This is a genomic window from Martinezella sp. CNPSo 3964, assembly GCF_057784375.1.
On record NZ_JBXSOW010000003.1, the window covers coordinates 598,228 to 611,108 of the forward strand.

At 60.9% G+C, this 12,881-nt stretch carries 12 protein-coding genes; 7 read left to right on the forward strand and 5 right to left on the reverse strand.

Annotated features, from left to right (window positions below):
* On the forward strand, window positions 1–1,431 hold the full coding sequence (atpD, locus tag AC13Q5_RS13295) for a F0F1 ATP synthase subunit beta (RefSeq protein WP_075853698.1): 1,431 nt from the start codon (window positions 1–3) through the stop codon (window positions 1,429–1,431).
* Window positions 1,432–1,508: 77 nt separating this feature from the next.
* Window positions 1,509–1,916 (forward strand): F0F1 ATP synthase subunit epsilon, encoded by a 408-nt coding sequence (locus tag AC13Q5_RS13300; protein WP_075853699.1) that lies wholly within the window; start codon window positions 1,509–1,511, stop codon window positions 1,914–1,916.
* Window positions 1,917–2,208: 292 nt separating this feature from the next.
* Here AC13Q5_RS13300 and AC13Q5_RS13305 read toward each other — a convergent pair whose 3' ends face one another.
* Window positions 2,209–3,114, reverse strand: coding sequence for a LysR substrate-binding domain-containing protein (locus tag AC13Q5_RS13305; RefSeq protein WP_075853700.1), 906 nt, complete (start codon window positions 3,112–3,114; stop codon window positions 2,209–2,211).
* Window positions 3,115–3,231: 117 nt separating this feature from the next.
* Between AC13Q5_RS13305 and AC13Q5_RS13310 the strand changes: the two genes are divergently transcribed.
* The 3 genes from AC13Q5_RS13310 to AC13Q5_RS13320 all read left to right on the forward strand — a co-directional run bounded on the left by AC13Q5_RS13310 (window position 3,232) and on the right by AC13Q5_RS13320 (window position 7,062).
* Window positions 3,232–4,377 (forward strand): iron-containing alcohol dehydrogenase, encoded by a 1,146-nt coding sequence (locus AC13Q5_RS13310; protein WP_488501933.1) that lies wholly within the window; start codon window positions 3,232–3,234, stop codon window positions 4,375–4,377.
* Window position 4,378: 1 nt separating this feature from the next.
* Window positions 4,379–5,878, forward strand: coding sequence for an aldehyde dehydrogenase (locus AC13Q5_RS13315; protein ID WP_488501934.1), 1,500 nt, complete (start codon window positions 4,379–4,381; stop codon window positions 5,876–5,878).
* Between the two features lie 62 nt (window positions 5,879–5,940).
* On the forward strand, window positions 5,941–7,062 hold the full coding sequence (locus tag AC13Q5_RS13320; RefSeq protein WP_488501935.1) for a mandelate racemase/muconate lactonizing enzyme family protein: 1,122 nt from the start codon (window positions 5,941–5,943) through the stop codon (window positions 7,060–7,062).
* Between the two features lie 39 nt (window positions 7,063–7,101).
* Here the strand turns inward: AC13Q5_RS13320 and AC13Q5_RS13325 are convergent, their stop codons facing one another.
* Together AC13Q5_RS13325 and AC13Q5_RS13330 are read right to left on the reverse strand one after the other, a co-directional pair.
* Window positions 7,102–8,313, reverse strand: coding sequence for an acyltransferase family protein (locus AC13Q5_RS13325; protein WP_488501936.1), 1,212 nt, complete (start codon window positions 8,311–8,313; stop codon window positions 7,102–7,104).
* 172 nt (window positions 8,314–8,485) lie between these two features.
* Window positions 8,486–9,061: an NADPH-dependent FMN reductase gene (locus tag AC13Q5_RS13330; RefSeq protein WP_174177970.1), complete on the reverse strand. Its 576-nt coding sequence runs from the start codon at window positions 9,059–9,061 to the stop codon at window positions 8,486–8,488.
* 73 nt (window positions 9,062–9,134) lie between these two features.
* On the opposite strand from AC13Q5_RS13330, the gene soxR reads away from it, so the two are divergent.
* A complete protein-coding gene (gene soxR / locus AC13Q5_RS13335; protein WP_075853706.1) occupies window positions 9,135–9,599 on the forward strand; it encodes a redox-sensitive transcriptional activator SoxR in 465 nt (154 codons plus the stop codon).
* 9 nt (window positions 9,600–9,608) lie between these two features.
* Here the strand turns inward: soxR and glpD are convergent, their stop codons facing one another.
* Window positions 9,609–11,120, reverse strand: a complete 1,512-nt coding sequence (gene glpD / locus AC13Q5_RS13340; RefSeq protein WP_457882172.1) for a glycerol-3-phosphate dehydrogenase — start codon at window positions 11,118–11,120, stop codon at window positions 9,609–9,611.
* A gap of 113 nt (window positions 11,121–11,233) precedes the next feature.
* Window positions 11,234–12,007, reverse strand: a complete 774-nt coding sequence (locus AC13Q5_RS13345) for a DeoR/GlpR family DNA-binding transcription regulator (RefSeq protein ID WP_488501937.1) — start codon at window positions 12,005–12,007, stop codon at window positions 11,234–11,236.
* Window positions 12,008–12,104: 97 nt separating this feature from the next.
* Between AC13Q5_RS13345 and AC13Q5_RS13350 the strand changes: the two genes are divergently transcribed.
* Window positions 12,105–12,875, forward strand: a complete 771-nt coding sequence (locus AC13Q5_RS13350; protein ID WP_075853709.1) for an SDR family NAD(P)-dependent oxidoreductase — start codon at window positions 12,105–12,107, stop codon at window positions 12,873–12,875.
* Window positions 12,876–12,881: the final 6 nt, after the last annotated feature.

The following is a 12,881-nucleotide window of genomic DNA, read 5'->3' on the forward strand; positions in this document are numbered from 1 at the left end:
ATGGCTGACGCAGCTACCCCCGCAGGTTCTGTCGGTAAGGTTACGCAGGTTATCGGCGCCGTTGTGGACGTTGCTTTCGACGGCGAACTCCCGGCGATCCTGAACGCGCTTGAAACCGACAACAACGGCAATCGTCTGGTTCTCGAAGTCGCACAGCACCTCGGCGAAAACTCCGTTCGCACGATCGCCATGGACTCGACCGAAGGTCTCGTTCGCGGCCAGCCGGTCAAGGACACGGGCGCGCCGATCTCGGTTCCGGTCGGACATGAGACGCTCGGCCGTATCATGAACGTCATCGGCGAGCCGGTCGACGAAGCAGGTCCGCTGAACACCGCCAAGAAGCGCGCCATCCACCAGGACGCTCCGTCCTACGTCGAGCAGTCCACGGAAGCGCAGATCCTCGTCACCGGCATCAAGGTCGTCGACCTTCTCGCTCCTTACGCAAAGGGCGGCAAGATCGGCCTGTTCGGCGGCGCCGGCGTTGGCAAGACCGTTCTCATCATGGAACTGATCAACAACGTCGCCAAGGCGCACGGTGGTTACTCGGTATTCGCTGGCGTGGGTGAACGTACCCGCGAAGGCAACGACCTTTACCACGAAATGATCGAATCGGGCGTCAACAAGCATGGCGGCGGCGAAGGCTCCAAGGCAGCACTCGTTTACGGCCAGATGAACGAACCGCCGGGCGCCCGCGCTCGCGTCGCTCTGACCGGTCTGACCGTTGCTGAAAACTTCCGCGATGAAGGCCAGGACGTTCTGTTCTTCGTCGACAACATCTTCCGCTTCACGCAGGCTGGTTCGGAAGTGTCGGCTCTGCTCGGCCGTATTCCTTCGGCCGTGGGTTATCAGCCGACGCTCGCAACCGACATGGGTCAGATGCAGGAACGCATCACCACGACGACGACGGGCTCGATCACCTCGGTTCAGGCCATTTACGTTCCGGCCGACGACTTGACCGACCCGGCACCGGCAACCTCGTTCGCCCACCTGGACGCAACGACGGTTCTGTCGCGCTCGATCGCTGAAAAGGGTATTTACCCGGCTGTCGACCCGCTCGACTCCACGTCGCGCATGCTCGACCCGATGGTCGTCGGCGAAGAGCACTACGAAATTGCTCGTAAGGTTCAGTCGACGCTGCAGCGCTACAAGGCCCTGCAGGACATCATCGCCATCCTGGGCATGGACGAACTTTCCGAAGACGACAAGCTGGCTGTTGCCCGCGCCCGCAAGATCGAGCGCTTCCTGTCGCAGCCGTTCTTCGTCGCCGAAGTTTTCACCGGTTCGCCGGGCAAGCTCGTCGCTCTCGAAGACACGATCAAGGGCTTCAAGGGCCTCGTCAACGGCGAATACGACCACCTGCCGGAAGCTGCCTTCTACATGGTCGGCTCGATCGAAGAAGCGATCGAAAAGGCCAAGAAGCTGGCTGCCTAATCAGGCCAATCCATCGGCGCGCGGCATTGCCCGCGCGCCCTTGCCTTGCGAATAAGACAATCGAGAAGTGACGGGCCATGGCTGACAATTTCAATTTCGAACTGGTGTCTCCGGAGCGTCTGCTCCTGTCGGAGCAGGTCATCGATGTCGTCATTCCCGCGAGCGAAGGCGAGATGACCGTCATGGCTCATCACGCGCCGACCATGACCACCATCAAGCCGGGCGTCGTCAAGGTGCACTCGGCTTCCGGAAAGAAGCAGGATTACGTCGTATTCGGCGGCTTCGCCGACATCCTGCCGACCGGCTGCACGCTGCTCGCCGAATCCGCCGTTCCGGTCGAGGACATGAGCCGCGACGAGCTGGACCGCCGCATCAATGCCGCCAAGGCGGAGCTTGAAGATGCCGAGCATCACGAACACAAGTCGCGCCTGGAACATTTCATCATGGAACTTTCGCACCTGCGCGGCTCTATCCCGCAGGATTGATGCGATCCAAACATCGATGACTGAGATTAAAGCGGTCCTTTGGGCCGCTTTTTCGTTGGAAGGCCAGGGGCCATCCTCGCCCTTCGAGGCTTCGCGCCTCAGGGTGAGGGTGGAGTTGATCCGGTTCTCGATACGGTTTATCCCGTCTTAGCGGCGGCACGAGAAGATCAGCCCTCATGGTGAGGTGGCGCGTAAGCGTCCTCGAACCACGAGGGCGGGTGACGGCAATCCCTTCAAATCTCCAACGTCTCACGGCCGCTATAGCGAGACGATTCCTCCCCGCGAAATCGTATCAGACCTGTTGCCCATCCAGCAGAAACCGGTGCAGTTGCGCCGCCTCTGGGGAAAGTGCGCGGAAGCGCGGGGCGCCGAGATAGTATCCGAAGCCGCTTTCCACGCGATCGTTGCCGACGGTGACGAGCGCGCCGGACTGCAGGTACTCCTCGATAAGCCCGAGGCTGCCGAGCGCTATGCCTTCGCCCCTGAGGGCTGCTTCCACTGCCATGATATAGGTGGAGAAAGACAGGCGCGGTCTCGGCAGCTTGCCCTTCAAGGGGTCGCCGATGCGGCCGAACCATTGGCGGAAGCTTATCCAGTGAGCGTTGGCGCGCTCATAGTCGATGAGATCGAGCCCGGCGATATCGACTGCCGTCAGCGCCTGCGGGTCAAGGCCACGAACTGACAGGTAGTCCGGCGAGGCGATCGGCACCAGCACTTCCTTCAAAAGCGGCGTCAGGCTCCAGCGCGGATGTTCGCCGGTGGAATAGATGATGATGAGATCGTTGTTTTCCGAGGCGAGTTCGGAATGGACGTCCGTCGTCAGCAGGCGCACGGAGATGCCGGGGCTCTCCTTGCCGAAATCCCTGAGCCGCTGCCCGAGCCAGAGATGGGAGATCGAGCCGCTTGCGGCAATCGAGATGATCTCGCCTGTGCCGGTGCGAAAGGGTTCCAGGCTCTCTTCCAGATATTCCAGCGTGGCGCGCACGCGCTGGAACAGCCGCTCGCCATCCGGCGTCAGCGCCAGGTTCCGGCCGCGTCGGGTAAAGAGGGTTGCGCCGAGGTGATCTTCCAGCCCCTTGATGCGGCGGCTGACGGCGGCCTGGGTGATATTCAGCTCGCGGCCGGCTCGGGAAAAATTCATGGCGCGCGCGGCCGCGTCGAACACGCGGAAGGCTTCCAACGGTATTTTCTCCAGCATTGGCTCTCCATGACTTCAGATCATCAATATTCCCGATAATTGCCCGGATTTGAAGATCTGAAATTGTGATGCAGGATCGTGGGCATCAAATCAGCCGCTTTTCCAAGGTGATCTCGCGTGTCCTTTTCCATTTCCGCCATTCCTGACATTCGTTTCGGCGACGGAGCTCTCTCCGGCCTTCCCGCGGCGGTCAAATCCTTCGATGGCGTTGGCACGGTTTTGCTTGTCATCGATGCCTTCCTGGCGCAGTCCGGTCTTACCGCCAAGATCAGCGCCGATCTTGGCGAAGCGGGCGTGAAGACGCAGGTCTTTTCCGATTTTGCGGGCGAGCCGAAGCTCGCGCATCTGCATGCGGCAATCGCGGCGGGAAAGGGTGCCGACATGGTGATCGGCGTCGGCGGCGGTTCTGCCCTCGATCTCGGCAAGATCGTCGCCTGCTGCATCGCCTCTGGTGAGGACCCGATGCATTATGCGCTGGCCGCCAACCCGCTGCCGAAGAATCCGCTGAAGAAGATCATGATCCCGACCACGGCCGGCACGGGTTCGGAGACATCGGCGACGAATATTTTCGCCGGCCCCGAGGGCAAGAAGCTCTGGATCTGGGGACCGGAGACGAAGGCCGATCTCGTCATCCTCGATCCGGCGCTGACGAAGACCTTGCCCGCAAATCTCACGGCATGGTGCGGCCTCGATGCCTTCATCCATGCCTTCGAAGCGGCTACCAACCGCAACACGCATCGCGGTGCGCAGTTCTATGCGCATCAGGCCCTTCGGCTGCTGACCGGTGCGCTGGAAACGGCCGTCAAGCAGCCCGATGATATGGCCGCCCGCGGCGATGTGCTGCTCGGCTCCTGTTTCGGCGGCATTGCCATCGACAATTGCGGTACGGCGATCGCCCACAATGTCAGCCATGCGCTGGCGGGCCTTGGACCCGTTCATCATGGTCTTGCCACTGCGCTCGGCTTCGAGCTGACGCTTCCGTGGCTCGTTGAGGCAAATACGTCAGACCTTAATGCCGCAGCCAAGGCTTGCGGTGTCGATAGTGCGGCTGAGCTTCCCGCTTTCATCTCCGACTGGATGGACCGTTGCGGCATCGTCCGCGCTCTGCCCGCGGCCTTCAAGCCATTCGATGAAGCCGATCTCGCCCGTGAAATGCGGGCGCCGGAAAATCAGCCCATGCGGCGCTCGACGATCCGCGACGTGACGGATGCCGATATCGACCGCTTTGCCGCTGCCGTCATGGTGCTGCCGAAAGGAATCTGAGATGACCAAGAATTACACGCGCGACTATTGGGAAAGCGTTCTTTCCGGCCTCAAGCCCGAAGGACGTCATTTCATCGATGGCGCCCATCGTGCGGCCGCATCTGGCGAGACTTTCACCCGTATCCGGCCGATGGACGGCAAGCCCGGCGCTGATCTTGCGCGCGGCAATGCCGCCGATGTCGATGCTGCGGTCGCCTCTGCCCGCGCTGCCTTCGAAAGCGGCGTCTGGCGCAAGAAGGAGCCGCTGGAAAAGAAGAAGATCATGCTGAAGTGGGCCGATCTCATTCGTGCCCATGGTGATGAACTGGCCATGCTCGAGACGATCGATGTCGGCAAGCCGGTCATGGCGTCGCTTGGTGTCGACGTGCGTCTCTGCGCCGACGGTATCCAGTTCTACGGCGAAATGATCGACAAGATGTATGACGAGATCGCGCCGACCGGCCCGAATGCCCGCGCATTGGTCCGTAAAGTGCCGCTCGGGGTCATCGGGGCGATCACGCCCTGGAATTATCCGATGATCATCGATGCCTGGAAGCTCGGGCCGGCGATCGCGGCTGGCAACTCCGTCGTGCTGAAGCCGGCCGAGCAGTCCTCGCTTTCGGCGATCCGTCTTGCTGAGCTTGCAGTCGAAGCAGGCCTGCCGGCGGGTGTCTTCAATGTGGTGACGGGTTACGGCGAAGAGACCGGCAAGCCGCTGGCGCTGCACATGGATGTGGACATGATCGCGTTTACCGGCTCCACCGAAGTCGGCAAGCTGATCATGGGCTATGCGGCGCAATCGAACGTCAAGCGCGTGGCACTGGAACTTGGCGGCAAGTCGCCGCTGGTCGTCTTCGAAGATGCCGATCTCGATGCCGCGGCCGTCGCGGCCGCCTGGGGTTGCTTCTACAATTCCGGCGAGACCTGCCATGCCTCGACACGCCTGATCGTGCAGCGCTCTGTGCAGGACAGGCTGATCGAGAAGATCGAGGCCGTGACCCGCTCCGATATCGCGCTCAAGCATCCGCTCGATCCTTCGGCGCAGATCGGCGCGCTGATCGAGGAAGAGCACATGAACAAGGTGCTGGCGATGATCGCGGCTGGCGAGAAGGAAGGCGCGCGTCGTGCCTTCGGGGCCGAGCGCGTCTTGAGCGAAACCGGCGGCTATTATGTTTCGCCGGGCGTCTTCGTCGACATGACCAACGACATGAGCCTGGCGCGGCAGGAAATTTTTGGCCCGGTGCTCGCCGCCATTCCCTTCGAAACCGAGGAGGAAGCGCTAGAGATCGCCAATGACACGATCTATGGGTTGGCCGGCGCCGTCTTTACCAAGGACATGAACCGGGCTCACCGCTTTTCCGAAGAGATCCATGCCGGTACGGTGTGGATCAACACCTATGACATGTCGAACTTCGCAACGCCGTTCGGCGGTTTCAAGCAGTCCGGCTTCGGCCGCGACCGCTCGGTGCATGCGATCGACAAATACTGCGATTACAAAACGATCTGGCAGCAGTTCGGCTGAGAGATCGATATCGGCATGATCCTTTTCGAAGGATCATGCCCGGAGGATTAAGGGGAGCCACAATGAGCAAGATCGTTTCCATCGAAATCACCCATCATCGCCTGCCGCTCGATCCGGCGTTCAAGGCGAGCTGGGATGGCCGCCCGCGCAAGCATTTCGATGCGACCATCGTGCGCGTCAGGGATGATGAGGGTCGCGAAGGCATCGGCTCCGGCGACCTGATGAAGGGGTTCGAGGGGCACGAGGATCTGTTCATCGGGCAGGATCCGCGGCACCTCGAGCGTCACTATGAAGTCCTGTCGCACATCAACTTCCACTACGGCCGCTGCTGGCCGATGGATTTGGCGCTGTGGGACCTTTCCGGCAAGATCACCGGCGAGCCGGTGTGGCGGATGCTTGGCGGCCGCGCTAGCCGTGTGCGACTCTATGCTTCCTCCGGCGTGCTGCGCGAGCCGGCGGCCATGGCCGAACAGGCCGAGCGCTATATCGACGAAGGCTTCCCGGCCATGAAGGTACGCTTTTCCTCGTCTTCGGGCGGGCGCGGTGGCTGGCGCGAGGACGTCAAGGCGCTGGAAGCGATCCGCGCCCGCGTCGGCGACCGGCTGGAGCTGATGGTCGACTGCAATCAGGGTTGGCGCATGCCCTGGGATACGACCCTGCCATGGACCTTCAAGGATGCCCTGACCGTTGCCAAGGAGCTGGAGCGGCTCGGCGTCTACTGGATGGAAGAGCCGCTTCACCGCTCCGACCGCAAGGGCATGAAGGAGTTGAAGCAGGCAACGTCGGTGCGCATCGTCGGCGGCGAGATGACGCGCGAGCTCTACGAGTTCCGCGATATCATCGAGGAGCGTGCCTTCGATGTCATCCAGCCCGATGTCGCGCTCGTTGGCGGTATCACCGGGTGCCGTCGGCTGGCCTATCAGGCGCGCGAGGCGGGCGTGCAGTTCACGCCGCATTCCTGGACAAACGGTATCGGTGTGCTGGCCAATGCGCATCTGACGGCCGGTGTTGCCGACGCAGCCTGGCTCGAATACCCCTATGACAATCCGGAGTGGAGCGAAGCCCGCCGCGATTATCCGATGGCCTCGCCGCTCAAGCACGATGCCGGCTGGCTCGATCTCGGCACCGCTCCGGGCCTCGGCATCGTTCTCGACGAAGAGCGCCTGAAGGCGACGCGCATCTAATGAACCCTTCGCGATCTTCCGTGGGATAGTACCGACCCGTCACGCAGTGGCGGGTTGCATGACCTTGCTTTCCCGTGTCCGCGCCCACTGAATGAGGGGCCGTTCGAGCAATACATAGCTCAACGTGCCGATGGCGAAGATGATGGTGGTTGCGATGAGGCTTGAAATTATCCAGCCGCCCAGCACGTCGTCCGAGCCTGCACCGAAGGACGAAGGGAAGAGCTGCGGCATCAAGGTCAGCACGATATCCTGCCAGATGTAGACGCCGAAGGAGACGGTAGCGACATAACGGCTCACGGGATTGTCGAGCAGTCTTGCCAGCAGCAGCGATTGCGGAAGCGTGCAGAGCGCGATCGCGACCGCTATGGGGAGCAGCGGGAATTGATAGGGAATGCTGAGCCAGGCATAGCCTTCCGCCGCGCCGCCAATCGACTGCGGCAACTGCCATGCGCCCATAATAATCGCGAGCGCGCCGATGATGTCATAGATTACCGAGCGACGGGCCGGGAGGATGGTCTGAATGCCGGCGGCGAGCGCGCCGATCGCAAATATCGCGAAGAAGCCGATGGGATTGTAGCGCGGCATCCATTCCTTGGCGCCGCCCTGGAAGCCATATTGCCAGCCCCGCCCGACATTGTCGGTGGGCAGATAGGTGACGACAAGCCAGTGGCCGACAAGTGCTATCGCGATGATGCCGATCCAGAGAAGGCGGCTGACGAAAGCGGAGCGCGATCTCAATTTCGGATGAAACAGCAGCAGGAAACCGATCGGCAAGAGGACATAGCAGGTCGTCTCGAAGGGGATCGACCATAAAGGCCCATCCCCCTGCACCGGGAAAAAGGTACGCCAGTGCCATTGGCTCATAAGAAAAAAGCCGGCGACATAGCGGCCAACCAGCTCCGTATCGAGCGGAAAGCCGTAGATCGTGAAGCTGATCAGGAAGCCGACCGTCAGGGCAAACCAGAAGCCCGGCAGGATGCGTGCCGCGCGGCGCATGGCATAGATCTTCAGCGAAGGCATAGGTTGGGCCTTATCCAGCGCCAGCCAGAAGGGGCGCGCAAGAAGAAACCCGCTGAGAACGAAGAAGACCGAGACCCCGTGGTTGCCGAAGCGCGCGATGATGAAGGTCATGTCCAGATCCGAAGGGATCTTGTAAAAATTCATCCGGAGCACGAGATGGTGAACGAGCACCATCAGACATGCGACAGCGCGCATGAAATCCGCTCCTCCCAGCCGCTTTGCGTTCTCCATTCCCGTATCCGCCCGAGATCTCCTTCTATTGCGTTAGGTCATCACGGCGGTTTCGGCAAGCGTGATCCTTGAAGGCAGGACGCCCGAACCCGTGGTGCCGGATCCGGGCGTCGAACCAATCTCCCGCACCTGCCAGAAACGGGAGATCGGATTCACAATGTTTCGGAATGGATTAGGCGGCGGCGGAGCGATAGGGGCGCATGGTGCGCGCCGGCTTTAGGGCGTTGCTCCACCAGTTCAGCCGCGCGATCATGAGAACAAGCGATTTTCGCGCATCGAGCGGGTTTTCCAGCGTGCCGTCCTCGGCAAATCTGCCCCACGGATTGGCAAAGCTTACCGTATCGCGCACCGTCACCGTATGAAGTTCGGCAAAGACGAGCCGCAACTGTTCCACGGCGCGCAGGCCGCCGGAGATGCCGCCATAGGAAACGAAGGCGACAGGCTTGCCATGCCAGGGCTCGTAGACGAGATCGAGCACGAATTTCAGCGAGGCCGTGAAGCTGTGATTGTATTCGGGCGTGACGATAATGAAGGCATCCGCCTCCGAAAGCCGGTCGGAAAGGGCGCTGACGCCGGGATGCTCCCGATTGTGATGAAACGGCAGATCAAATTCGAGGGGATCGATCAGGTCGATATCGATGAGGGGATAGTGCGCCAGCTCGCGGGCCACCCAATTGACGACCCGGTCACACAAACGACCCGGGCGGGTGCTGCCGTAGATGATCGCCAGCCGGGTTCTTTCGGTCATGTCATGCTCCTGCTTTACGCGGTTTGGAGCCAGCGTTATAAAACCTCAAGCAAAGTTGAGGTCAATAGCAAATATGGGAAAAATCGATCCCTCACAATTTTCGAAGCTGCTGACGGTCGGCGAAGTGGCGGCGCGAAGCGGAGTGGCTGTATCAGCGTTACATTTCTATGAGGCGAAAGGCCTGATCGAGAGCCATCGTAGCCGCGGCAACCAGCGGCGCTATCCTCGCGAAGTCTTGCGGCGTGTTGCTGTCATCAAGGTAGCGCAAAGGGTCGGCATTCCGCTTGCCGAGATTCAGGCGGCTCTTCAATCGCTACCACAGGGGCGAACGCCGACGGCATCCGACTGGAAGGCGCTTTCGGAGCTATGGAAGGATGATCTCGACGCGCGCATCAGGCGCTTGCAGGGCCTTCGCGATCAGCTGGACAGCTGTATTGGCTGCGGCTGCCTTTCACTCGATAGCTGTCCGTTGCGCAATCCGTGGGATACGCTTTCCGAAGAGGGGGCGGGGCCGCGGCTGCTCGACCCCGCAGAGTGAATTGAACGCTTAGGCGTGGACGTAGCTGTCGGCCATGTAGCTTTCGAGGGCGGCTGCTTCTTCCTTAGAAAGGTAGAGGCCCTTCTTGGAGCGGCGCCAGAGAATGTCGGCGGCGCTATAGGCCCATTCCTGTTCCGCAAGGTAACGCACTTCCGCCTCATAGAGATCGCTTCCGAAGCAACGGCCGAGATCGGCGATCGTCTTTGCGTCGCCGAGGATCGTGGCGGCGCGCGTCCCATAGCGGCGAATGAGGCGCCGCGCATGTGGATCGGCGAGGAAGGGATAGCGTGATTTCAGCTTGGAGACTTCGGCATCATAGCCGCGAACGGGAAAGTCGCCGCCCGGCAGCGAGCTCCCGGCGGTCCAGGGCGTACCCTTGAGGCCGATCGCCTCGCCGATTTTTTCCAGAGCATGCTCGCCCAAGCGACGATAGGTGGTGAGCTTGCCGCCGAAGACATTGAGCAGCGGTGCCTGACCCTCTTCGCCCTCGACCTTGAGAACGTAGTCGCGCGTTGCTTCCTGTGCCTTGGAGGCGCCATCATCATAGAGCGGGCGTACGGCCGAATAGGTCCACACGATGTCTTCGGGCCGTACCGGCTCCTTGAAATATTCGCTGGCGGCATTGCAGAGATAGGTGGTTTCGCCCTCGGTGATCTTCACATCCTTCGGATCGTCCTTGTAGTCACGATCCGTGGTGCCGATCAGCGTGAAATCCTGCTCATAGGGGATGGCGAAGATGATGCGGTTGTCCGGATTCTGGAAGAAATAGGCGCGCGGGTCGTCGAACTTCTTGCGCACGATGATATGGCTGCCCTGGACGAGCCGGACATTGTGCACCTGGTTCTTGCCGAAGGCATCGGAGAGGACATGATCGACCCAGGGGCCTGCGGCATTGACCAGCATGCGCGAGCGGAACTGCCGCTTCTCGCCATTGATCGTGTTCTCCGTTTCGATTGCCCAGACGGCGCCTTCGCGCCGGGCGGAGATTACCTTTGTTCGCGGCATGATCGTTGCGCCGCGGTCTGCCGCGTCGCGCGCGTTCAGCACCACCATGCGGGCATCGTCGACCCAGCCGTCGGAATATTCGAAGGCTTTGGTGAAGAGGGCCTTCAGCGGCTTGCCCGCCGGATCCTTCTTCATGTCCAGCGTCGCCGTTGGTGGCAGCAGCTTTCGTCCGCCGAGGTGGTCATAGAGGAAAAGGCCGAGGCGGATGAGCCAGGCCGGCCGGATGCCGCCCTTGTGATAGGGTAACACGAAGCGCATCGGCCAAATGATGTGCGGTGCCATCGCCCAGAGCACTTCGCGTTCCATCAGCGATTCGCGCACGAGGCGGAATTCGTAGTGCTCGAGGTAGCGCAGTCCGCCATGGATGAGCTTGGTGGCGCCGGACGATGTGCCGGAAGCGAAGTCGTTCATCTCGGCGAGCGCGACCTTGTAGCCGCGTCCCGTGGCATCACGCGCGATGCCGCAACCGTTGATACCGCCGCCGATAACGAAAATGTCGTAGACCTGTTCGCTCACCCGCCCCTCCGCAAAGGTCAGCCATCCCCGAAGATGGAAAATCGAAACTAATCCATCTAAAGCGAAACAGATACGAATGTCAAACGAACGTTTCTTGACAGAAAAAGCGCCGGTCAGACCGATCTGCGAGAGGTTTCAACAAGATGCACGTCGTGTTCTGCAGCGATGGAGCGCACGGATTCGATACTACATTCGTCTGTTACGAACGTATGAACCTGCGAGAGATGGCCGATGCGAACCGGGGCAGTTCGTTCGAACTTGGTGCTGTCGGCGACGAGAATGACATGCCGGGCATTGGCGATGATGGCCTGCGCGACTTTCACTTCGCGAAAGTCGAAATCCAGAAGGGCGCCGTCGGGATCGATCGCGGAGGCGCCGATAACGGCATAATCGACCTTGAACTGTTTGATGAAATCGACGGCCGCCTCGCCGACGATGCCGCCATCCGAGCCACGCACGACGCCGCCGGAAATCACGACTTCGATGGAGGGGAAAATACGTAACTTATTGGCAACGTTTATATTATTGGTGATGACCATCAGCTCGTGATGGCCAAGCAGCGCCTCGCCGACGGCTTCCGTCGTCGTGCCGATATTGATGAAAAGCGAGCTGTTGTTGGGGATCAGGCTGGCGGCGGCGCGGCCGATCGCATGCTTTTCCGGCGCGGCGATGGATCGTCTTGCCTCATATTTCACGTTCTCGGTTCCGCCGGGGAAAATCGCGCCGCCATGCACGCGTGACAGCACGCGCCCGTCGCAGAGATCGTTGAGGTCCTTGCGGATGGTTTGCGGCGTGACCGAGAAGCGCATCGCCAGCTCCTCGACCAGCACTCGCCCTTCCGCCTTGGCGATTTCGAGGATCTCTGTCTGACGCCCGGACAGGAACATGGTTTTCGCTCCCTTTCTTTCGTTTTTTCGTCATCATATGATAAAGTGAAAATTCCGCAATTACCGGCGCGCGAATAGTGCGGTTGGGGAGGTTATCGTGTTTCATCCGAAGCTATTCGAAAATCGCAACGTCGTGGTCACCGGCGCCGGCCGCGGCATCGGGCTGGAGGTCGCGCGGCAGTTTCTGGATTGCGGCGCCCATGTGCTTGTCCATGTCGGCCGGGATGCGGGGCGCCAATTGCCCGATTTTCTGATGGAGGCAGAGGCCGAGCGCCGCGCCTTTCTCATTGCCGGCGATTTCGCCGCCGGCAATGGCACGCGCGATTTCGTCAGCGCTGCGGGCGAGCGTTTCGACCGCGTCGACGTGCTGGTCAACAATGCCGGTACCATGGTTGGGCGATTTCCGGCCGGCGAGCTGACGGACGACCAATACCAGCAGATCGTTCATCTCAATCAGACTTCCGTCATGGAAGTGACGAGAGGGCTGCTGCCGCTGTTGCGGGCTGCCGGGCAGGCTGCGATCGTCAATACGGTTTCGATTTCCGCGCTCACTGGCGGCAGTCCTGGATCTGCGATCTACTCCGCCTCGAAAGCGTTCGTCGCGACCTATTCGAAAGCATTGGCGCGAGAGCTGGCGCCAGATGGCATCCGGGTGAACTGCGTCTCGCCCGGCACGATAGCGACCGATTTTCATGAGCGCTATTCCTCCACGGAGAAGCTGGAGCAGACGCGCAAATCGATCCCGCTTCAGCGCCTTGGTACGCCGGAAGATTGCGCCCCCGCTTATCTCTTCCTCGCGACGCCCCTGCTTTCCGGTTACATCACGGGACAAGTGGTCGAGATCAATGGTGGTCAGCTTATCTGCTGATAAAAC